The sequence below is a fragment of the Gemmatimonadota bacterium genome, assembly GCA_009838845.1.
GTDB lineage: Bacteria > Latescibacterota > UBA2968 > UBA2968 > UBA2968 > VXRD01.
Genome location: VXRD01000010.1, coordinates 1 through 22,419, shown reverse-complemented (window position 1 = coordinate 22,419; position 22,419 = coordinate 1). Strand labels below are relative to the sequence as shown.

Annotated in this window: 17 protein-coding genes; 15 read left to right on the top strand and 2 right to left on the bottom strand. The window is 52.6% G+C overall.

Translation table 11 applies throughout. The annotated features are described in order from the left end of the window. Positions 1-17: 17 nt before the first annotated feature. Positions 18-1,256, bottom strand: coding sequence for an IS200/IS605 family element transposase accessory protein TnpB (locus F4Y39_01255; protein MYC12332.1), 1,239 nt, complete (start codon positions 1,254-1,256; stop codon positions 18-20). A gap of 237 nt (positions 1,257-1,493) precedes the next feature. Between F4Y39_01255 and F4Y39_01250 the strand changes: the two genes are divergently transcribed. The 12 genes from F4Y39_01250 to F4Y39_01195 all read left to right on the top strand — a co-directional run bounded on the left by F4Y39_01250 (position 1,494) and on the right by F4Y39_01195 (position 16,067). Then, on the top strand, positions 1,494-3,059 hold the full coding sequence (locus F4Y39_01250; protein ID MYC12331.1) for an arylsulfatase: 1,566 nt from the start codon (positions 1,494-1,496) through the stop codon (positions 3,057-3,059). An 89-nt stretch (positions 3,060-3,148) separates the two neighbouring features. Next, complete coding sequence (locus tag F4Y39_01245) at positions 3,149-4,681, top strand: hypothetical protein (protein MYC12330.1); 1,533 nt, start codon at positions 3,149-3,151, stop codon at positions 4,679-4,681. Positions 4,682-4,772: 91 nt separating this feature from the next. Then, entirely contained in the window at positions 4,773-5,696 is a 924-nt protein-coding gene (locus tag F4Y39_01240) for a phytanoyl-CoA dioxygenase family protein (protein ID MYC12329.1), read from the top strand. Further along, complete coding sequence (locus F4Y39_01235; GenBank protein MYC12328.1) at positions 5,669-8,209, top strand: GWxTD domain-containing protein; 2,541 nt, start codon at positions 5,669-5,671, stop codon at positions 8,207-8,209. Before F4Y39_01240 ends, F4Y39_01235 begins: the two co-directional genes overlap by 28 nt. Before the next feature lie 111 nt (positions 8,210-8,320). Next, on the top strand, positions 8,321-9,196 hold the full coding sequence (locus F4Y39_01230) for a phytanoyl-CoA dioxygenase family protein (protein ID MYC12327.1): 876 nt from the start codon (positions 8,321-8,323) through the stop codon (positions 9,194-9,196). Continuing rightward, positions 9,042-10,457 carry a DUF521 domain-containing protein gene (locus tag F4Y39_01225; protein ID MYC12326.1) on the top strand — a complete coding sequence of 472 codons (1,416 nt, stop codon included), beginning with the start codon at positions 9,042-9,044 and terminating at the stop codon, positions 10,455-10,457. The genes F4Y39_01230 and F4Y39_01225 overlap by 155 nt, the downstream gene beginning before the upstream one ends. Beyond that, complete coding sequence (locus tag F4Y39_01220; protein MYC12325.1) at positions 10,396-10,866, top strand: DUF126 domain-containing protein; 471 nt, start codon at positions 10,396-10,398, stop codon at positions 10,864-10,866. Before F4Y39_01225 ends, F4Y39_01220 begins: the two co-directional genes overlap by 62 nt. Before the next feature lie 8 nt (positions 10,867-10,874). After that, on the top strand, positions 10,875-12,371 hold the full coding sequence (locus F4Y39_01215; GenBank protein MYC12324.1) for a sulfatase-like hydrolase/transferase: 1,497 nt from the start codon (positions 10,875-10,877) through the stop codon (positions 12,369-12,371). A gap of 33 nt (positions 12,372-12,404) precedes the next feature. Next, on the top strand, positions 12,405-13,145 hold the full coding sequence (locus F4Y39_01210; protein ID MYC12323.1) for a hypothetical protein: 741 nt from the start codon (positions 12,405-12,407) through the stop codon (positions 13,143-13,145). Further along, positions 13,138-13,887: an amidohydrolase gene (locus F4Y39_01205; GenBank protein MYC12322.1), complete on the top strand. Its 750-nt coding sequence runs from the start codon at positions 13,138-13,140 to the stop codon at positions 13,885-13,887. The genes F4Y39_01210 and F4Y39_01205 overlap by 8 nt, the downstream gene beginning before the upstream one ends. Before the next feature lie 13 nt (positions 13,888-13,900). After that, positions 13,901-15,223, top strand: a complete 1,323-nt coding sequence (locus F4Y39_01200; protein ID MYC12321.1) for an aspartate aminotransferase family protein — start codon at positions 13,901-13,903, stop codon at positions 15,221-15,223. Continuing rightward, a complete protein-coding gene (locus F4Y39_01195; protein MYC12320.1) occupies positions 15,198-16,067 on the top strand; it encodes a phytanoyl-CoA dioxygenase family protein in 870 nt (289 codons plus the stop codon). The genes F4Y39_01200 and F4Y39_01195 overlap by 26 nt, the downstream gene beginning before the upstream one ends. Before the next feature lie 131 nt (positions 16,068-16,198). On the opposite strand, the gene F4Y39_01190 is transcribed toward F4Y39_01195, so the two are convergent. Then, entirely contained in the window at positions 16,199-16,420 is a 222-nt protein-coding gene (locus F4Y39_01190) for a hypothetical protein (protein MYC12319.1), read from the bottom strand. Between the two features lie 146 nt (positions 16,421-16,566). Between F4Y39_01190 and F4Y39_01185 the strand changes: the two genes are divergently transcribed. The 3 genes from F4Y39_01185 to F4Y39_01175 form a co-directional block, all read left to right on the top strand. After that, complete coding sequence (locus tag F4Y39_01185) at positions 16,567-18,792, top strand: hypothetical protein (GenBank protein MYC12318.1); 2,226 nt, start codon at positions 16,567-16,569, stop codon at positions 18,790-18,792. 47 nt (positions 18,793-18,839) lie between these two features. After that, positions 18,840-20,777 (top strand): DUF4955 domain-containing protein, encoded by a 1,938-nt coding sequence (locus F4Y39_01180; GenBank protein ID MYC12317.1) that lies wholly within the window; start codon positions 18,840-18,842, stop codon positions 20,775-20,777. Between the two features lie 12 nt (positions 20,778-20,789). Then, on the top strand, positions 20,790-22,419 hold a 1,630-nt coding region (locus F4Y39_01175; GenBank protein ID MYC12316.1), incomplete at its 3' end, for a hypothetical protein.

Below are 22,419 nucleotides of genomic sequence, written 5' to 3'. Positions count from 1 at the left end.
CCGGGGGTCACCCTTTATCAGGCGGCCTCCCGAGAACTTGCAGCTTCGTGGACCGTATGGTGATCAAATACCAAGACCACGGGGCGCGCCGAACGCCCACTACTGGGAACCCCAGATACTTGCCGGTGAATATTGAAAGCACCTACCAGGTCTGCTTGACCTTCAAAGCCACAACGACAGGAGTACCAACCACGATGCTTGCGATTGGATTTCTTTCTTATATTACATTGCGGGCAAGTCTGCGAAGTATATTTTTCCGAGACGACTTTGACCTTTATGCCAAGCAGCGCAGCCTTGTATTCAATCATCGTCCTGAGCTTGGCATATGGCCAGGCGTGCAGGCGTTGATTCATCCTTTTGCCATAGGCAATGCGATGTCGGATGCCGGTGAGGTCTCCCAAAATGATAAGTCCTACACCCTTATCGGCACACACATCCACAAACCTTCTACTGGCGATATAGAGGGCATGTGTGATTTGTCGGGCTTCTTTTCGGGCGATCTGGCGATAGCGTCTCGACATCTTGGGCTGGTCTTGACTGGGTGGTTTGACCTTTGCTCTGACCTTCTGCCAGTATCGGCGTGTGGCCTTAAGTTCACGTCCACAAACCAGATATTGCGCGCCGTCACAGAAATCTGCGGCAATGAGCCAGTCTTCGCCTATATCTACACCAACGGTGGCCTCTCCCGGCTTATCAGGAACATCCACTTTGACCACCAGACGGGCTTGGAAATCCCGTGTATGCGTATCGTAGGTGATCTGGACATTCTTCAACTTGGAAAGGTCAACATTTGGGCGGGTGTGGAGACGAAAGACGAGGCGACACACACCATCCTTTCGGGTGGTGCCAAGCGAGATGCGAAGATATGTCATTCCGCGCTTGTGGATTACCTTGATGGAGCCATTGTTGGGATGGGAATAGCGTAGCGGAGAGAGTCGTGTCTTCTTCCTGAATCCTGGAGGCCGTGCCTTCTTGTCGCGCTTGTGCTTTTGAAAGAACGACCCAAAAGCCCATCCCACCGCCTGTCGCGTGGTATCTACCACATCGGAATACAATTCCTTGTGGCGTGGCAACCCGCGTGCGATGCGGTTGAGATGGCTGGCCGAATAACAGACTTTCCCATGCTGCTGGTATTCTTGACGCAGATGAAAGATCAAGCCATTATAGACTTTGGTCGCAGACAGCATCGCGTCACGAAGAATGTCAAAGCGTTCAGGTACGCCGCGAAGAGGGGCTTTTATTGTCAGGTATGGCATTTAAAACTGACCGTCCTGAATAGAGTGTCCAATCGGCACAATGGTATGCAGGGAATAACATAACATATTGTTTTTTATTGTTATAATCATACTTTATTATACTCACAAATGGTATGGATGTCAACATCAATGTGCAGGTCTATGTTTATAAACACGTCGCATGATTGGCATTGTGCTTCGCGTGCCTCCCCGTGCTCAAACACGGGGTCTCCTGCGACATTTTTTAGGAGATGTTAGATGAACTCGAGTAGATCGACGGAAAATAGCGCAAGACCAAATATCCTCCTGATTATGGTCGATGATATGGGCTTTTCCGACCTGGGATGCTATGGCGGCGAGATCCGCACTCCCAACCTCGACCAGCTTGCCTCAAACGGCCTTCGCTTCACCCAGTTTTACAACAATGCCCTGTGCGCACCCACGCGGGCGTCTCTGCTGACCGGGCTTTACTCCCAGCAAGTCAGCAGGGGAGGGCCGAAGGGCTGTGTCACCATCGCCGAGGTACTCAAGGCTGCTGGCTACCGCACCCTCATGTCGGGAAAATGGCATCTGTCCGGGCTCTTCTCTGGATTACCCGTCGAACGGGGTTTCGACCGCTATTACGGCCTCGTCGATGGATGCTGCAACTTCTTTAACCCGGGTCTGCAACGACCCGGTGAAGAACAGCCCGGTGAAAAATTTCCGGACGACAATCCCGCATTTGCCATCGACGACAGGGTCATCCAGCCCTATACACCCGAGGATAAAGACTTCTACACCACCGACGCGTTCACAGATTACGCCCTTGGATACCTGGACGAGTACGGGCGGGAAGACAGACCTTTCTTCCTCTACGTGGCCTATACTGCACCGCACTATCCCCTGCACGCCTGGCCGAGGGACATCGCAAAGTATAAGGGCAAATACAAAGTCGGTTGGGATAGGCTGCGGGAGCAGCGCCTCGAACGCATGGTCGAGATGGGCCTGATTGACGAGCGGTGGGCCCTTTCGGCGCGCGATCCGGATTCGCTGTCGTGGGAGGAGATTGAGGATCGAGATGCCTGGGATCTGAAGATGGCTGTTTACGCGGCCATGATTGACCGCGTGGACCAGAATGTCGGGCGCCTGCAGGCCAAACTCCGCGAACTCGGTATAGAGGAAAACACCCTCGTGCTATTTCTGTCCGACAACGGCGCCAGCGATGAAGACAGGACCAGCACGCCCGATATTCCGCCCGGTCCCGCGGCGTCGTACCGTACGGTAGATCTGCCCTGGGCCAATCTCAGCAATACGCCTTTTCGCAAATTCAAGCGGTGGAATCACGAGGGTGGCATCTCTACACCGTTTATCGTACACTGGCCGCGCGTGATTCAAAACGGGGGCGAGATCACCCATCAGATCGGTCACCTCATCGATGTTATGGCTACCTGTACAGATATTGCAGGAGCGGAATACCCGTCCTCCCACAAAGGCGTCCTGTCCCTGGAAGGCAAGAGCCTGCTGCCGGTCTTCAGAGGCGAACAGCGCGAGGGCCACAGGGCGCTGTACTGGAATCAGTATAGTGAGACCGCCCTCTGGCGTGCCGTGAGAATGGGAAAATGGAAACTCGTCTCTCCTGATTATTGGAGAGATTACAATCCCTGGCGTACTGACAGAGAGGCAAGGTCAGAACAAAAAGCGCGGCCGGACCCGAATTCGCTTTGGGAACTTTACGATATGGAGATTGATCGGACAGAGGTGAATGACCTTGCGGATCAATATCCGGACCTGGTGAAAGAGATGGCCGAGATGTATGATGCCTGGAAAAGGCATTGTGCGGGGTGATTCGGGAATTGGCTCAGGTTAGAGTTGACTTTTCTCCGGTCTCGAAACACTTTTGAAGGTAGTCTTTGAAAAGAAAAGAGGTGGAACTGATGGCACTCTCAGATGCGCAAATCAAGGCTCTCCGCAAAGGGGCCGCCGGGCGCAAACGCCGGATTGTCTTTCACTCCGACGGGCAGCCCATAGAGCGAATTCTCGCGCATGCGGTGGGTACCCGGGTCGATACGTGTACCTATTCACTGGTGCATCAGTTCAACCTGTCCCGTTTGTATCGCACCGCAGTCGGACAGGAGTGGCCGCCAGAAGGTATCGAGCTCGACGATAAGGGGCGCGATGGGCTTCAGATCTACCTCGAGTTCTGTCGCGAGAATAATTTCGAAGCCTTCTGGGCCATGCGCATGAACGATACCCACGATGCTGGCGATTACGAGGATGCGAGGTGGAAAATCGCCAACAACAGGCTCAAACAGGAACACCCCGACTGGCTGGTGGGCACCCAGGATGACCCGCCTCCCCACGGTCGCTGGACATCGGTCAATTACGGGCGAGACGAAATTCGCGACCAGGCCTTTCGCCTGTGGGAAGACGTGGCTCGTCGCTACGATATCGATGGGTTCATGTTCGATTTCTTTCGGCATCCGACCCTGTTCAAGAGCGCCGCCTGGGGTGAGGAGGTCAGTGATGCAGAGCGCGAGAGTATGACCGATCTGATGCGCAGGACCAGAGCGATGACCGATGAAATCGGTGCGGAGCGCGCCCGGCCCATCCTCCTGTCCGTTCGCACCCCGGATTCCGTCGGGTACTGCAACGGAATGGGTATCCAGATAGAAAAATGGATGGCCGAGGATTTGATCGACATCTGGATTCCGGGCGGATACTTCCGCCTGCAGGAATGGTCCGAGAGTGTCGCCCTCGGTCACAGATACGGCGTTCAGGTCTGGGCGGCTCTGGACGAATGTCGCGTCCAAACCCCTTTGCCTCAACTGACCGGGGTTTCAAGGCACCTCGAGTGCGAACTCTCCGCCGCTTCCGGTGTGACGCCGCCCTTTTCTGTGGTGCGCAATTCGCTGGAAGCGTACCGGGCGCGATCTGTCAACGCCTTAAACGCGGGGGCCGATTCGGTCTATTTCTTCAATTTGACGCGCTGGCAGATTCTCCACGATCTGGGCGATCCAGATACGCTCGCCCATTTGAACAAGGTTTATTGCCCCGTTTTCCGGGGGCGACAGGCCATGGATGCCGGGTATTGGCTGAAGGATGGCGATCGCTTCTACACGCGTCCAGGGGTCTTTTCCCCCGAGGATCCGCATACTTTGAATGCTGGCGAGTTCCTGGAGATTGACCTGACTGTCGGGGATGATCTGGCTAGTGCCGGGGCTAGCGGCTTCAGGCCCAGGGCAACTCTGTGTCTTCAAGCTGAAGCATTAACCGATGCCAGCGACGTATCTATCACCTTCAACGGTAATCCCCTTGTCTGCACGGGGCTCACCGATGTTTGGGCGACCTATACCGTGAATCCCCGGAAGGTGAAATTGGGCTCAAACCGAATTGAGATCGCGCACAATGCGCCAGGCGGCGACGCGCTCACCCTTTGCGACTTACAGCTCTGGATAGAGTATGAGTAGTGTTTGTCTTGTCCGCCCGGTTGATGTGATGTTAGTCGAAGAAGAATCAATGATCCTCAGGAACTCTCTATAATCTCTAAGGAGGATACTCATGTCCACTTTTAACATTCCCGACGGTACCCGGGTTTCGATGTCTGGGCGCGAACTCGTCTTTGGCGAAACCATTTTCACCCCCAGAGAAGCCACCCATCTGCTCGACGATACCGAGGCCCTTCACCAGCGCATCGAAGAAGACGGCTATCTCATCATTCGCAACTTTCATACGCGGCAGCAAATTCAAAATGCCCGGCGAGAAATTCTGGAAAACATGGCCGCCCAGAATCTCCTTGCCCCGGACACGCCTCTGGACAAGGCGGTGATTGGCGAAAATCGCCGTCCCCGCTTTCCGGATCGACTTGTAAAACAATGGCCGGGATTTCTCGAAATCGTTGAAGGCAAAAATACCATGGACTTCTTCGAACGCTTCATGGGGGGGCCCGTTCTTTCATTTGACCACAAATGGCTCCGCGTGATCTGCCGAGGTCAGAATGCAGGGGCGCATTACGATGTGGTCTATATGGGTGCCGGCACCAAAAAACTCTATACGATGTGGACCGCGCTCGGCGATATATCTCTGGACATGGGCCCGCTTGCCCTCTGTTTAGGCTCCCACAAAATCCAGCAGCTCAAAAATACTTACGGCGCGATGGACGCGCATCAAGATCTGGACGGGGGTGCGTTTTCCACCGATCCCGATGACGTCGTGAAAACTCTGGGTGTCCGCTGGGCATCTACTCCTTTTAACGCGGGCGATGTCGTCATTTTCGGCATGTATTTCATGCACGCCTCGCTTGAAAACACGTCCAATTATTTTCGCTTTAGCAGCGATACCCGTTATCAACTCGCATCCGAAGCGGTTGACGATCGCCATATGGGAGAGGACGCGGGCGACGTCATTCCCAAGGCTCCTCTGGAAGATCGAAAATCCATTTTGAAACTCCGCAAAGAATGGGGCCTTACCTCAAAAGCAAAGTAGAGCGGAGTAAGGAGAGGGGTGCGATGAATGCTTTGACCGGATTGTGTCGATTACGAGACCGGGGAAACTGGAATAAATTCCCCCGCAATTGGATCCTTTTGGTGGGGATAGGGATTCCGATCCTCGTATCTGCTGTTTCTGCCCGGGAAGAGGGTGAAACAGAACAGAAGGTGGTGCTTTCCAAAGCCGAGAAGGACACTCTGCTTGCCCGGGGAGAGCAACAGATGCTCAAAGGCGCGTCCGGCGATGCGGTCGTTACCTTCACCCGGCTGGTTGGGGCTTATCCAGAAGATGCCGCCCTTCACTCTCGGCTCGGCTATGCGTACCTCAAAAATCGGGACTTCAAGGCAGCCGAAAAGACCTTCAAGACGGCCAAAAAGCTGGATGCAACCCGTCCCGATGCTTATGTGGGCCTCGGGCTGGTCTATGTGGAGGGCCCCGGTAGGGGACTCAATGCCTTCTTTAACTCCAGGCGTGCTCGAGGCGAGGCGAGGCGGGCGATCAGGATTGATTCTACTTATGCCCCGGCCTACCGGCTTTTGGGCGAACTCTACGAGCGCTTTTGGCAGGACCACGAGAAAGCCATCCACTACTATGAGAAGTACGTAGCGCTGGAGCCCGACAATGTAGATGGGCTTTACTACTTCGGACTCGCCTGTGTGCAGGGCGAACAGTACAGCAAGATCAACACATACCTCACGCCTCACTTGAAACCGCATCTCAGAGAGACCCGGCTGATCCCCTTAATAGCCCAGGGCTACTTCTTTTTAGAGCGCTATGAAACCGCCTTAGAACAGTTCGAGCGCTATCTGCAGAAGGTAGATGATCAGGAGCGCCAGCACTATACCGACATCTCGCTCGTTGCATCTGAGAGGGAATTTCACGCCTATCAAGCGATCTCTGACAGTACCGAGCGTCTGGACTACCTGGAAAAATTCTGGTTGCGGCGAGATTCCGATATCCTGACGCGGATCAACGAGCGCATCATTGAACATTATCGCCGGGTCTGGTACGCACGCACCTTTTTTTCCAAAAAGGTATTCCCATGGGACAAGCGGGGAGAGGTCTATATTCGCTACGGAGAGCCAGACTACCGTTCCAGTAAGAGGCAGTTGAGTGTGAGCCCTGAGGTCGAGGCGGTGCGCACCCGGATGGCCGTGGACCTTTACGGGCCTGCCGCCACGTATTTAACCTTTACCGGGCCGGTCTTTCCCATCCGATCCAGTCCTCGTCGTCCCGATATGGAGTTCGATATCGAAACGGGGTCCCTCGACGCGCCCGGGGAGTTGGAAGAGACCGTGGGGCCGGCTCCGGCAGAAGCGGAAGGAGATGCCAACGCCGATATGCTCGGTCTTAATCCCACGAGCATGTTGGATGAGTTGGGAAATCCAAATCTCCGCCTCACCTTCGAAAACTACGCTCCAGTGACGATGGAACGCAGCGCTGAAACCGTGCCCTGGGAGACGTGGACCTACACCCAGCTCCAGGGGGGTGTGGAGTTTACTTTTACCGATGAGTTCGGCAGCGGCGATTACGAGTTTGCTCGGGTTCCCCCCATTCCCACTGGAGAGAATAAGCTTGCAAATGCCGCGCGAATGCTCGAATATGCTCCCGGGACGGTCTTCCAGAGGACCATTGCACAAACTCCTGATTATTATCGTCCGAGCATACGAGGTGCCGCGTTGCATTTCTATTACGATCTGGCCGATTTCCGCGGTTCCGAGGGACAGACCAATTTCGAAGTCTATTACGGTATTCCCCCCCGAGAGGTGGAGATCGTCAAGGGAGACGAGGACTTCATGATCCGGGTGCAGAGTTCCATGGCTCTGATGAACGAGGATTACACCCATATTTACCGCGCTACAGATGAGTTTTTCTACCAGAATAGCAAGGGTTTCAGTCAGGCGAGGGGGGTGTTTGTGCCCGACCAGCTTCGGGTTCAGGTACCGCCCGGGAAATACGAGCTACAGGTTCAGCTCAAGGACAGGGCTTCGGGGCGCATCGGGATCTATAAGCAGTCTGTAGAGGTCCCGGACTATGCATTGGAGGGCCTCCATGTCAGCGGTATCCAGCTCGCTTCTTCAATTGGCGGTGAAGGGACGAACAACCGATTTCGGAAGGGCGAACTCTGGGTGGTTCCGGTGCCTTCCAGGACATATACGAAGGAGCAGAAGGTCTATGCCTATTTCGAGATCTACAATTTGAAACGGAATGACTACGGTCAGACCCGTTACAAGGTAAAATACCTGGTGCGGTTCACGCCTGAAGCTGCTGTGGGAATTGCCGGGGCGATTACGACCGGGCTCCGTTCGCTCTTCAAGCGGAGAAAACCCCAGGTGTCGGTGACCTACGAGCAGATAGGGACGGAGCGGTCCGAGTACGAATATGTCGAACTCGACCTGAGGCAGGCAAAAGCTGGCGTGAATGTATTGGAGATTACCGTTGAAGATCTGGTCAGCGGTGAGGTCAGGGTGCGAGAGGTGGTTTTTTATTACGGAGGTACGCCGGGATAGGTGGATGTGGACCGCTTCAAAAGAGGGACCGCAGAGAACGCTTGACCTGGAGAAAATTCTGCGGTTGATTACAAGGCGATGCGTGGATAAAAACTGATTGGAGGGTTTCCCATGGAATATGGACTGAGTGTGGAACAGGTGGCGCAGTTCCACGACGATGGTTTTTTGATCGTCCGCGATCAGCTTCCCAAAGAAGCGTACCAACCGTTTCTCGATGAAGTTGTGGCTAAAATTGATGAGGTGGTGAGCGAGGCGGTGGGTGAGGGGCTGCTCGATCCGGGGGATACGTTTCCCGACGCGTCTTTTGAGACCCGATTGGCTCTGGTGTCGAATGCCTGTTCGGAGCCAGAGCGGATCTGGAAGAATTTTCAGGGTAAGAGATTTAAGACGCCCGGGATGTTCGCGCTCAGGACGCATCCCGCTATACTGGATGCGACTGAATCTCTGATCGGTCCTGAAATTTTTGCACATCCGCAGTCCAATCTGCGCGCCAAATTGCCAGACCTGGAAGCGACCGTGGTGCCGTGGCATCAGGATCTGGCGTATCTCATACCGGAGGATGCGGGAGAGACGCTTTTTGTCAATTTTTGGATCCCACTGGTTAAGGCGACGGCTGATAATGGGTGTTTGCAGGTGCTTCGCGGTTCCCATCGGGTCGGTCTTTTGCCGCATGATTATCGAACGCCCCACTTTAAAGGGGTCTTCGAAAGCGAGCTTCCAGATTCTGAGGTCGTGACCTGCGAGGTGGATGTGGGCGATGTATTGATGACGATGGAGCGCGTTCTCCATCGATCAACCCCGCATACGACAAATTCGGTCAGGTGGAGTCTGGATGTTCGCTATAGCCGCATTGGGCTTCCGACGGGTCGTGAGGATGTGCCGGGTTTTATCGCTCGAAGCCGGGTTAATCCGGAGAGCGTGGCGAGGTCCCATCACGATTGGATCAGGAATTACGAGTTGGCGGGTATCGATCCGTTCGGCAATTAAGGAGGGTTTTATGGAACTGACAGGAGAACAGCAGGCAGTTCTGGATGGGTCGCGGGGAGACTATCTGGCTAAGTGCATGCGCTGGCTGGTTGATTGGGGTGAGGTAATGGGGGCAAAACGGCTGATTAAGGTGGATAATACACACGCTTTGCTGCCGGTGCCCAATTTGATGGCTCAGGGGGCGTCCAAAGAGACGATGGACCGATATATGGCCGATCTCGTGGAGGCGTGTTCTCATGGGACACATCCCGGATGTACCTGTACGGTGCATGCCGCGTTTGTGACTCTGGACGAAGTAGATGTGCCCGAGAATGATCCCGAGCAGGTGCAGATGCAGAAGGATCTGGCGGTTCTGGCTGCGGATGCGGGATTTATTCCCACTTTTACCTGTGCTCCGTACCTGGTGGGCAATGTGCCGCTCAAGGACGAGATTCTGGCGTGGACGGAGTCGTCTGCGGTGGTTTATGCCAATTCTATTCTGGGCGCGCGGACTACGCGACACGGTACGGAGAGCGCGATTGCCGCCTCGCTTCTGGGGCTGGTTCCGGAGTTTGGCGTGTTGCTGGATGAGAATCGCAAGGGTACGCTTCGGATAGAGGTGACGGCGGAGTTGGAGGATCCGCCCGATTGGGGCGCGCTGGGCTATTTTGCGGGGAAAGCCGCGGGTCTGGGTATTCCGGTGTTCAATGGCATACGACGACCCTCTCAGGACGAGGCCAAGCAACTGTGTGCGGCTCTGGCGACTTCGGGCGGGGTGACGATGTGCCATATTGCAGGTGTTACGCCAGAGGCACCCACGATAGATGCGGCTTTTCAGGGGGATGTTCCAGAAGAATATTTGACGTTTGATGCAGAGACGTTAAGGGAGACGTATGAGTCTTTGCGGGTGCGCACGGGAGATGAAATCGATTCGGTAATTCTGGGCTGCCCACATGCGTCTATTAATGAATTGTCGAAAATTGCCGCTCTTTTGAAGGGGAAAAAGGTGGCGGAAGGCGTGCGTCTGTGGATCGATACGGCGCGTGGTACCAAGGGGAATGCGGATAGGATGGGCTATACGGAGATTATCGAGTCGGCTGGCGGGCGCATTCTTTGCGATACCTGTCCGACAAATATGCGGATTCCGGCGAAGCGCATTGTGACCCACGGTTTTAAGCAGGCGCACTACGCGCGGGGGATGGTGGGGGCGGAAGTGATTATTGCCAAGACGGATGCTTGCATACGTGCGGCAGTTGCCGGGAGGTGGCTCGGAGATGGCTAATACTATTGATATCAGGGGGCACGGGGTGGTTAAGGGATACGCCGAGGGCGAGGCGCTGGTGGCTGATACGACCCTGTCGTTCTGGGGCGAGGTGGATGCAGTTACTGGCAAGGTGATTGGCGTGGGGCATCCTCTGGAGGGGATTTCTCTGGGGGGGCGCGTGCTGGTTATCCGCTCGACCAAAGGTTCTTCGGGTACGCCTATGGTTTTAAATCTGGCACAGTTGGAGGGCAACGCGCCTGCGGCTTTTGTCAATGTGGAGGTGGATGGATTGGCTGCACTCGGATGTATTGTCAATGAGATTCCGATGATGACAGAGTTGGAACGAGATCCCTTTGGGCTGATCGCTACGGGCGACCATGTGGTGGTGGATGCCGATGAGGGCGTGCTGCGGGTGACGCGAAAGTGAGGCGTTAAATGGCATCTGGACAACCGAATATTCTCTGGATTTTGACCGATCAGCACAATGCGCGCACGATGTCCTGTGCTGGGGAGCCCCTGCTTCGGACGCCGAATATGGACCGCCTGGCGCGAGAGGGGGTGCGGTTTTCGCGGGCGTATGGCAATAGCGCGCACTGTGGTCCGTCCCGAATTTCCTATATGACGGGGATGTACGAGCATTTTCACCGGCGGCACAATAATACGGACGAGCCGCCCGATCACCTGAACCCGATCACCTCTACATTGAAGCGGGTGGGGTATCAAACAGCTATCATCGGCAAGGGGCATATCGGCGTTCACTGGCCCCGCCGCGAGTTCGATTATCATCGTTTCGACCACATGACCGACGCCCTGCCCGACGACCCGCTGAGTTGCGATTATTTCCGTAGTCTGGTCGAAGCGGGGGTTGCGGATGATTTTGACCTGACCAGAAAATGGGCACAGCACCCCGAATGTGCGGTGACTTCGCCGCTGCCACTGGAACACTCGGTCGAGGTGTGGTGTGGGAATGAGTCTGTAAAATATCTTCGGGAGCGCGATAAGGGCAAACCGTTCTTCGCGTGTATCTCTTTTTCCAGACCACACGACCCGCTTACTGTGTCCGCGCCCTTTGATCGCATGTACGATCCCGAGGAGGTCGCGGTGCCGGATAATGCAGCGGACGCGTTTGAGGGCAAGTCCGAACGCCAGCAACAGGCCAAAAGGGGGGAGCTTCCCTATCCGTTCAGGCCCAGAGATAGGGCACATCTGCAGAAGTGCATTGCCCATTACTACGGGCTGGTCTCTCTGATTGATGAGCAGATCGGGCGCATTCTCGGAGAGTTGGAATCTCAGGGTGTTCTGGAGGAGACTATTGTCATTTATTCGGCAGATCACGGCGATTTTGCCGGTGAACACGGTCTTATCTGGAAAAATCTCGGATTTTACGAGTGTATCCATCGGGTGCCGTTTATTCTGCGCTATCCCGCGGCGTTGCCGAAGGGGGAGGTTTTCGATGGGTTTGTGGAGTCTGTGGATCTCTATCCCACGCTGATGGATATTCTGGGTGTTGATGCGCCCAATACGGTTCAGGGCAGAAGTCTGGTTCCCACTCTTCAGGGTAGGGAGGCCTGGAATAAGCAGGCTGTGCTGTGCGAACACGTCAAGGCGTATCACCATATGTCGATGCGTACGGAAGAATTTCGGATTACGCTGGATATTACGGGAGATGAGAGCGAACTCTACGACCATCGCATTGATCCGGGGGAACTCGTCAACCGGTGGGATGATCCGGATTATCGCGAGGTCCGGGGGAAGTTGCTGATCGATTTGCTGCGTTTTCGTTCCTGTCCGCCGCTTATGCACGGTCCGCTCATAGAGGGGTTGAATCCGGCAGATGTTCCGGGTTATGATACGGAGACCTGGTCTCAGGCGCACCAGGACATCCATCATGGCGTTCCCTGGTCGGAGGTCGTTGCGCGGGGCGATGGGTGATTCCATATCCGAGTTGGATTATAAACAATGTCTTTGTCTTTCAGATCTCGCGTTCCCGTATTTGATGCCAATGTCGGGATTGGCAATCGCCACGACCGGCGGTCTCCAGTCGATTCGCCCGGTCAGTTGCTCGAGGAGATGGGACGCCACGGGGTTGATCGCGCGCTTGTCTATTCCGTTCAAGGCGAATGGATTAGTCCGATGCAGGGGAATGATTCGCTCGCAGGGTTGACGGGGCAAAATGACGCGCTGGTTCCCCAGTTCGTCGCCGGGTGCGATTCCGGTTCGCTGGGGCAGTTGTGCGATTTCCACCGGGACGGTGTCGTTTCGAGCGTTCGACTGCACAATACCGAGGAATGCAGGCTGCCATTTGTTTCGTGGCTCTATGGTGATTTGCTCACATGGCTGAGTGCTGAGGGTATTCCCCTCTGGGTCTCGCTGGCGGATACGCCGCTGGCTGAGATTGTCGATACGCTGGGTGGGTATCCGGATCTGACTGTTGTGTTGGTCGGCGCGCATTATACGCATTCGATGATGATCCGTCCGATGATGCGGGTGTTGCCCAATGCGTTTCTCGAACTCAGCCGTTATGAGAATATCTGCGGGATTGAGAAGCTCGTTCGGGAGTTTGGTGCGAGTCGCCTGATGTACGGGTCGTTTTTCCCGCGGTATGCGATGGGTCCGATGCTGTTCGCGCTCCATCATCTGGAGATATCGAATGATGATCTCAGGTTGATTTGTGCGGCGAATCTGGAGCGGGTTCTCTATGATTGACGGTTGGGAAGTTATCGATTTTCACGGGCACGTCGGCCGATGGGATATTTTTGAGATGGGCGATGATGCCGATGAGATTCTCCACGCGATGGATGCCGTGGGCATTGATCGCTGTTGTATGTTCAATATCTTTCATCCAGATGGCGCAACGGGCAATGATCAGACTGCGGCTTTTGTGGGTCGCTATCCGGAGAGGTTTATCGGTTTTGCCTATGTCTCTCCCCTGATGCCCGAATTTATGGTGCCGGAGTTGGAACGGGCGATTGACGCGCTCGGATTTTTGGCGATTAAGATCTACCCGCCCTATTCCCGCTGGCTGTTGAACGATCCGGTGTGGGATCCGGTCTATCAGTTCGCGGATGATCGCGGCCTGGCGATTATTTCGCATACGGGTGGGGAAGAGACGTGTTGGCCCGTTTATGTTGAGGATATTGCCGGGCGCTATCCGAATGCGAATTTTGTGATCGCGCATGCGGGCAATTCCGAGCCTTACAGAAGTCAGGCGATCCGGGCGGCGCAGCGGTTTTCGAATGTTTATGTCGAGACGTGTTCCACTTTCCGCGAGCCTGGTGTGATCGAAAGGCTGGTGGCCGAAGCGGGTGCCGATCGCGTACTTTTCGGTTCGGATGTTCCGCTTATGGATCCGCGAACGCAACTGGGGAAGATTATTACCGCAAGGATCAGCGATTGTGAGAAGCGCCTGGTGCTTGGAGAAAATGCGAGACGTCTGTTGAAACTGTGATGGAGATTGTGCTATGTCACGAGAGACTATTGAAGTTAGATACCGCGAATTGACGCCGATGTCCCGTCAGATGTTTGAGGATGGTCGATCGGTGAATGCCGGCGCCGCCAAGGGCGCCTATTTTTTTGCGCCGTATCCGATCGCGTTGCGGCGGGGAAAGGGATGTGTGCTCGAAGATGTTGACGGCAGGTCCTATGTCGATTTCTCGAATCACCATACCGCGCAGGTTCTGGGGCATAACCATCCTGCGATTATAGAAGCGGTGGAGAGACAGTTGGTCGATGGTATCGCGCTTGGCGCTGCAACGGGTGTCGAGACCCGGTTGGCGCGGATGATGTGCGAGCGCATATCTTCGATTGATCGCATCCGGTTTGTCAGTTCCGGGACCGAAGCCACATTGCACGCTGTCCGGCTGGCGAGGTGTTTCAGCGGTAGGCCAAAGATCGCGAAGTTTGAGGGCGGTTACCACGGGAGTCACGATGCTGTGGAGATCAGCACTGCTCCGCCCCTGGAATCCGCGGGTGAAGCCTCTGCGCCCAATGCCGTTCCCAGCGCGGGGGGTATGGCGTCGCACGCGCTTGAGGATGTGATTGTTTTACCCTATAACGATGAGGAGAGTGTCGAGCGGCTTTTGTCGCGCCACCGCGACGAATTGGCGTGTGTGATTCTCGATCCAAAGGCGGGTATTATCCCGATCCGGCACGATTTTATCCAGCGGGTGCGCGCGATTACCGAGGAACTCGGCATTTTGCTGATTCTCGATGAGATTGTCGGTTTTCGTCAGGCGAAGGGTGGCTTGCAGAGTCATGTGGGGGTCAGGCCCGATTTGACGTGTTTTGGCAAGATGATCGGCGGCGGGTTTCCCGTTGGGGCTTTTGGCGGGCGATCAGATATTATGGATCTGGTGGATAATTCCAGTGGGTCTTCATCTGTTTTTCAGAGTGGTACCCACAGCAGTCACGCCGTGGCGATGGCTGCGGGGATCGCTACGCTCGAATCTATGACTGACGAGGCTTACGCGCATCTGAATCGTCTGGGGAATCGGTTGAAGACCGGTCTGGAAGATTTGTTTGCCGAACGGAGTGTTATGGCGCAGGTTGTTGTGACGGGGTCGGTGTTCGGTATCCATTTTGGCATTGACCGGTTGCGCGATTATCGCGATCAAACCCGGTCGGATAAGGCAATGGCACACGCCGTTTTTCTGTCTCTGCTCAATCAGGGCTATTTCTGCGGGCAGGGACTGACTATGTGTGCGATTAGTCTTCCGACGCAGCACGAGCACATCGATGGTTTGATTTTAGCTATCGGAAATGCCCTTGATGAGGTTGCTTCATAGGCATAGAGAGGATATCCCAATGGCAATGAACGGTACAAACCTCAGACAGAACCCTGAACTGACCACAGCCGAATGGCAGGAACTGGAAGCGATTGGTTATGTTCGGCTGGGTATGATATTACCAGAAGGAGAAATAGACCGACTTTGCGACCGCATCGATGAGATCATGCTGGGCAAAATTCGCTACGAGGGGATGCGCATGCAGCTTTGCCCTTCGGCCTCAAAGGCAGAGGAGATGAACGGTTTTACTGCCAGGCACAAGGGCAGTTCCCTGAAGTATCGGAAGATTCAGGAACTGGAGATGGACCCTTTGTTTCTGAAATACATCCAGCATCCACTTTTCAGGCATATCACGCGAAAAAAGATAGGCGAGAAAGTCGGCGTGTTCAGGTCCATGTTTTTTAACAAACCAGCCGAAGGCGGCGTGCCCCTTGTCTGGCATCAGGACGGGCGCAGTTGGAACCTGAGTATTCCCGAAGAAATCACGATCTATACCGCCCTCGATCCACAGACACGGGAAAACGGCTGCCTGACCGTGATTCCTTATTCACACAAGGAATGTCCCATTCATACGGTCGATCGAGAAGATGACATTCAAAAGTATGCCCCGGAAGAAAAACGGGCTTACATGGAAATGGACAAAGGCGAAGTCATTCTCTTCAAAACCAAACTGCTGCATTCTTCTCTTGTGAATACCACGAATCGGCCCCGTCGCGCCTTCAGCATTGCCTTCATTCACGCAGATGCCTACCAGACGGCTTCCGGCGAACGTTATCCGCAGGTGTTCCCAACGTACCGCGCGGCAAGAAAGAACCATGCTTCTGTTAAGGCCTTGAATGCTTAAATTTTCAGGCTTTCCCTCAATCTCTCTCCTGCAGATGGAGTGAGAGCCAGATACAAAAAAGGTCACTACAAATTGTAGTGACCCTTTATTTTGTTGGACATCTGTTCCAGTGCTACCGACCAAATATATTCTCATGTATTTGCTATTAATGATCGGAGTGCTTTATTTACTGATTCAGAATTGGGAAAATGTTGTTTTACATCCGAATCTAGCATCACAGAGCCATCTGCGAGTGTAAAGTGGTGGACTTCTGTTGATCCATCCTGTTTTTCTATTTTTACTGAATGTCCCTGACGATACGCCTTATGGTGTTTTCCGCGAACACCGCCCGAAAAATCGTATTCTGTGCCCATTTCATCCCATTCAAATGTCAGTGCCAATTATTTGCCCTTTCTTAAATTCATTTGTAGAATTATAGCAAAAGTCTCATTGAGTAGCAAGGGGCATATCCCTGTTGCTCTGTATCGAGTGGTCAGAGGATTGATAGAAGGAATTTAATATGTTATTGCACAGGCGTGTAACACAAATGTTTACGATTATACTCATTGCGCTGTTGATCCAATCGCTGTCTGCGGTGCCTTCGCCCGACTTTGATGAGAGTGGTGTGGTCGATTTTCCCGACTTTTTGCTGTTTGTAGGTGCATTTGGGTCTCAGGAAGGTCAAAAGATGTATGAGGCAAGATACGATCTGAATGGCGATGGTGCGATTGGATTTGACGATTTTCTGGTTTTTGCCAGTAGCTTTGGCAAAAGAACCACCGGGTCCGTCAGTGATCTTCAAGGCGAATCGCTCTTTGGGGTTTCGACGCTTGCGAAAACAGGCGAGTCCATTGGCGTTATTCTTCTCAAAGGGAATCTTGCAGCCGTTCACCATTACGTTTTGGAACCCACACAAAAAGACCACCAACAAAAAGCAGCCACTTTCGCTATTGATGAAAAAACAGGAAAAGTGCGATTGAAAATCGAACCTGCAGAGTGGCAAAACGAGACTTACCTTCTCCATGTAGATTTGCTATCGCAAACGAGGAATAAAATAGGCTCAACAACTGTGTCAATTTACAAAAAGCAGACCGTTACGGTTTCTCCCACCACCGAGGGTATCGCCAGCGTCATAGAGGATGTATCGGGTCCTGCCACCATCGCTTTTTCAGATGGTACTTACACAGATTTAGGGCGCATTGCATTTTCAAAAACAGGGGTCAGCCGGTACGACACCTTTGAAATGCGAGCGATTAATCCCGGTGAAGTCACGATTACGGGGAACACTGTTTTTGATATCTCAGGGGATCACAATGTGTTTCATGGGTTTATCTTTCGCGATATCAGTTCAAATACCAGAATAGGCAGAACCCAGTATCCCAAGCCGATTACTATCAGGGGAGACCACAATCGCATCACACAGTGTGTTTTTTACCCCCGCGGCCAGGCAGATAGGTGGACAGGCATCCTCGGCACTTCCCTTAGAGCCAACGACAAAGTAGCCCGGTTTACTCGAATTGACCATTGTGCCTTCATCAACAGGGCTTATATATTGCTCGATAACACCCATGTCGGTGGAGGAAACGAATCTGAGGAAGGTACAGACAATCCCATCAGCGTGCGGGTTGATCACAACTTTTTTCAAAATATAGAGAATAGCTTTTCGAGACTTGGCCGCATTGGTAATCGAGATTCTGAGAGTATCTTTGATGCGAATCTAATCGCAGGCAATCGCGAAGGCGATGAAGAACACTTTGTCGGCAAAATGGGCGGTTTTCTCTGGCTCAACAACACGGTGGAAGACTGTAACAGATACCTCAGTTTGCGAGGGGGAGGCTATGCTTATATTGTTCACAGCTATTTTTTACAACGAGCGGCGATGTCCATCATCGGGTGGGATACAAACCACATCATAGTCGGCAACTATTTTCGCGTCAACGGAAGAAATACACTTGGGGGTAATGGAAACACCATCGCTATCTTTCGAATGGGTGAAGGCGCAGCGGGTCCACAGGGCGGGCACAGTGCCACTACCGATTGGTGTGTTGCTTACAACACGTTTGATGCACCAGCCGATGTGCCTTTTGTAAACTTTATGGGGAAATATTCTCGAAGAGCCTTTGTCGCGCGACGACTCAGCGAGGCACAACAGGCAGTCCAACAAGGTACGTACACCCACACCACGTCCCCAGAAGAAAGATTCAGGTTCACACATCCCATCAACAATACCTTCATAGGCAATCTCTTTTTCCATCGCGAAGCTGCCACCTCCAAACCCCCAAAAACCTTTTCACTCGTTCACTATAGCGTTTGGGAACAAAACGCGTTTACCTCCAATCTCATCTCAAGTCCCGTGACAGAAATTTATGAACACGATACCTCCAACGGCGACGAAGAAAATTCAAGACAAATAACCCAAAACTTAGGTGGGCTCACCTTCACTCAACAGGCCATCAGCCGAGACCACAACGGCTTACTCATCACGCCTATTGAGATACCTCAGACCTTTCGCGTTCCAAACTACGACATGCTTCCCATTGATCTCTATGGGGTTATCCACAAGCAAAAAGATAAACTTATCGACAAAGGACATCCTCTTTACAAGCTCGTGGATCTCAGGGACTTGGGAGATAAGTTAAATCTGAATCGTCCTCTCACCACAAGGGATGTGGGCCCGGGTTGGGATTGGCAGTCGCTTTACAGAGCGTTCCATGGGGCAAATCCTTACGAAAATAATTATCAGTAAAAACTCCTTAAGGTGGTATGGATGGCTGCCTTTAGAAGGAATTTCACATGGCTAAGCTACTTCGCGTGCGTTTAGCACAAACGCTTATAATTGTATTCATAGCGCTGTTGGTCCAACCGGTATCTGCAGCGCCTTCGCCAGACTTTGACGAGAGCGGTGCGGTCGATTTTACCGACTTTTTGCTGTTTGTAAGTGCGTTTGGTACTCGAGAAGGTCAGGAGAGGTTCGATGCAAAATACGACCTGAATGGCGATGGCGAGATTGGGTTCGGCGATTTTTTGCTCTTTGTCAGCGACTTTGGCAGGCCAGCGGAATTTTTCAGGAACGCGAGGGCCTATCAACAGTTTGTGAAGGCTAAGGAGAATGGAGCAGTACCCATTTTGCCCGATTTTTCTTATTCGGGATATCACTATTTTAATAAGCCCGTGCCCGATGTGGCGCACCCCATATTCGACGTTACGACGTATGGTGCGATTCCCAATGATGATGTGTCTGACCAGCCTGCTATCCAGGCAGCTATTGCTGCGGCAGAAGAAAATGGCAGAGGTGTTGTGTTCTTTCCGCCGGGTGTATTTCTCGTCAATACCGATACGGACAAAAATGACGAAGGCTACAACGAGCCTATCTATATCCACAGTAGCAATATTGTTTTGCGAGGTAGTGGTAGCCGAACAGATGGTACTATTATCCGAATGGTCAATTACATGGTCCCCCTTCCCGATAGACCCGGTTATGTGCCCAGTATGTTCAATTTCCAGCCTGTTAACTTCAGCCGTTCTACCTTAGCGCGTATTACAGAGAGTGCGGAGCGAGAAACTTTTTGGATTACAGTGAATAATGCTTCCAGGCTCTCAGTCGGTCAGTGGATTTGGGTCTCTGTGAATACTAAGGAGGAAGAAGCAATTAACGAGTTTATTGCACCTCTTCCGTCAGCGTCCGGCTTGCGGGAACTTTTCGAAGTGGGGCTTGATATACGGGAAGAACACAGCATTGCCGAGATTCAAGGCAATCGCATTCGTCTCAATGAACCCCTGCATACCCATATCAATCATGCGTATAATTGGGGGGTGCAGTCCTTGCCGCATGTCGAAGAAGTCGGCGTTGAGGACATCAGTTTTCACGGCTCGTTTTTTGAGTCATTTGTCCATCACCTGAATCTCATCCACAATGCGGGCTGGAAGCCGCTCTCATTCAATCGGTGTGTCAATTCCTGGGTTCGGCGCGTCTCTTTCATGCATGTCAATGGCGCACTTGGTTTTACTGTCAGTGCTGCCTCATCGGTTTACCAGGTTACAATCGCGGGAAATAAGGGGCATACTGCTTTTAACAGTCAAGGTAGTTACGGGATATGGTTTGGGCTGTCAGAAGATATTGCGGGCCAGTCTCCTTATAGCACGGCTCCTCTCATCGATGCTCAGAGAAACACCCGTGCGATTCCAGGACAGCATCATGGTACGGGTATGAGCCATAGCTCAACGGGCAATGTGATTTACCGCTATGATATGTCGCCAGACCAGCCGCTTGATATCCATAAGACGGATCCCAGCTATGCCAATTTGTACGATTGTGTGAATAACGGCAGGTTGTCTGGTAGCAGCGGTGGTGGTGTTCCACCGCATCATCTCAGGCGTCTCGTGTTCTGGAATTACAACCACGGGGGCGATGTTACTCGCTATGATTTTTGGGCGGGATATCTCAAATTTTTGTTTCCGATTATTGTGGGATTTCACGGCAATCCGGCGACCTTTAATGAAGGTGATCTCGAGATTCTGGAATCGAATGGTGAGGCGGTTGCTCCGGAATCGCTTTTTGACGCACAACTCGAATTGCGTCTGGGAACTTTGCCGGCCTGGCTAAAAGATCTGCGCACGGAGTGGGAAATGATTCGCAGCATGCCGCTTACAATCTCAGAAAGCAAGATTTCGGGGGCAGGACTTACTGTGGATACAAAAGCGTACAATCCAAATCTTTATAGCTGTTATTAGGAGAGGTTTAATATGCTACTTCGCATGCGTTTACAAACGTTTATAATCATCGCGCTGTTGAGTCAACCCTTATCTCTCGGTGCGGAACCTTCCCCTGATTTTGACGGAGATGGAGTTGTGGGTATTTCCGACTTTTTGCTGTTTGTAGGCGCGTTTGGGGCTCAGGATGGTCAAAAGATGTATGAGGCAAGATACGATCTAAATGGCGATGGTGCGATTGGACTTGACGATTTTCTGGTTTTTGTCAGTAGCTTTGGCAAAAGAACCACCGGGTCAGTCAGTGATCTTCAAGGCGAATCGCTCTTTGGGGTTTCGACGCTTGCGAAAACAGGCGAGTCCATTGGCGTTATTCTTCTCAAAGGGAATCTTGCAGCCGTTCACCATTACGTTTTGGAACCCACACAAAAAGACCACCAACAAAAAGCAGCCACTTTCGCTATTGATGAAAAAACAGGAAAAGTGCGATTGAAAATCGAACCTGCAGAGTGGCAAAACGAGACTTACCTTCTCCATGTAGATTTGCTATCGCAAACGAGGAATAAAATAGGCTCAACAACTGTGTCAATTTACAAAAAGCAGACCGTTACGGTTTCTCCCACCACCGAGGGTATCGCCAGCGTCATAGAGGATGTATCGGGTCCTGCCACCATCGCTTTTTCAGATGGTACTTACACAGATTTAGGGCGCATTGCATTTTCAAAAACAGGGGTCAGCCGGTACGACACCTTTGAAATGCGAGCGATTAATCCCGGTGAAGTCACGATTACGGGGAACACTGTTTTTGATATCTCAGGGGATCACAATGTGTTTCATGGGCTTATCTTTCGCGATATCAGTTCAAATACTAAAATAGGCAGAACCCAGTTTAAAACGCCGCTTACCATTAGAGGAGATCACAATCGCTTCACAGAGTGTGTTTTTTACCCCCGCCGCACCCAGGAGACAGGTATTAGAGCCGTCCTTATCAGCACTTCCCTCAGAGCCAATGACAAAGTAGCCCGGTTTCTTCGAATTGACCATTGTGCTTTCATTGGCAAGGCTTATCTTCAACTCGATAACACCCAGGTCGGCTCCGGTGATGGCGACGGAGGGTTAGAACAGAGGCAAGGCACAAACAATCCCATCAGCGTGCGGGTTGACCACAACTTTTTTCAAAATATAGAGAATAGCTTTTTGAGACTCGGCCGCACTGGTAATCGGGATTCTGAGAGTATCTTTGATGCAAACCTGATCGCAGGCAACCGGGAAGGCGATCCAGAACACTTTGTCGGCAAAATGGGGGGGTTTCTCTGGCTCAACAACACGATGGAAGACTGTCACAAATACCTCAGTTTGCGAATGGGAGGCTATGCTTACATTGTTCACAGTTATTTTTTACAACGCGCGGCAATGGCCATCATCGGTTGGGATAGGAACCACATCATAGTCGGTAACTATTTTCGCGTCAACGGAAGAAACACACCTGAAGGCAATAAACCTTACATCGCTGTACTTCGAATGGGTGAAGGCATAGCAGGTCCCCAGGGTGGGCACAATGCCCCTCCCCAAGGCGGACACAAAGCCACTACCGATTGGTGTGTCGCTTATAACACGTTTGATGCACCAGCCGATGTGCCTTTTGTAAACTTTATGGGGAAATATT

What these genes read in the sequence shown, in the direction of transcription:
- F4Y39_01255 (MYC12332.1), bottom strand. Translation starts at nt 1,256, where the DNA reads ATGCCATACCTGACAATAAAAGCCCCTCTTCGCGGCGTACCTGAACGC.
- F4Y39_01250 (MYC12331.1), top strand. Translation starts at nt 1,494, where the DNA reads ATGAACTCGAGTAGATCGACGGAAAATAGCGCAAGACCAAATATCCTC.
- F4Y39_01245 (MYC12330.1), top strand. Translation starts at nt 3,149, where the DNA reads ATGGCACTCTCAGATGCGCAAATCAAGGCTCTCCGCAAAGGGGCCGCC.
- F4Y39_01240 (MYC12329.1), top strand. Translation starts at nt 4,773, where the DNA reads ATGTCCACTTTTAACATTCCCGACGGTACCCGGGTTTCGATGTCTGGG.
- F4Y39_01235 (MYC12328.1), top strand. Translation starts at nt 5,669, where the DNA reads ATGGGGCCTTACCTCAAAAGCAAAGTAGAGCGGAGTAAGGAGAGGGGT.
- F4Y39_01230 (MYC12327.1), top strand. Translation starts at nt 8,321, where the DNA reads ATGGAATATGGACTGAGTGTGGAACAGGTGGCGCAGTTCCACGACGAT.
- F4Y39_01225 (MYC12326.1), top strand. Translation starts at nt 9,042, where the DNA reads ATGTTCGCTATAGCCGCATTGGGCTTCCGACGGGTCGTGAGGATGTGC.
- F4Y39_01215 (MYC12324.1), top strand. Translation starts at nt 10,875, where the DNA reads ATGGCATCTGGACAACCGAATATTCTCTGGATTTTGACCGATCAGCAC.
- F4Y39_01205 (MYC12322.1), top strand. Translation starts at nt 13,138, where the DNA reads ATGATTGACGGTTGGGAAGTTATCGATTTTCACGGGCACGTCGGCCGA.
- F4Y39_01200 (MYC12321.1), top strand. Translation starts at nt 13,901, where the DNA reads ATGTCACGAGAGACTATTGAAGTTAGATACCGCGAATTGACGCCGATG.
- F4Y39_01195 (MYC12320.1), top strand. Translation starts at nt 15,198, where the DNA reads ATGCCCTTGATGAGGTTGCTTCATAGGCATAGAGAGGATATCCCAATG.
- F4Y39_01190 (MYC12319.1), bottom strand. Translation starts at nt 16,420, where the DNA reads ATGGGCACAGAATACGATTTTTCGGGCGGTGTTCGCGGAAAACACCAT.
- F4Y39_01185 (MYC12318.1), top strand. Translation starts at nt 16,567, where the DNA reads ATGTTATTGCACAGGCGTGTAACACAAATGTTTACGATTATACTCATT.
- F4Y39_01180 (MYC12317.1), top strand. Translation starts at nt 18,840, where the DNA reads ATGGCTAAGCTACTTCGCGTGCGTTTAGCACAAACGCTTATAATTGTA.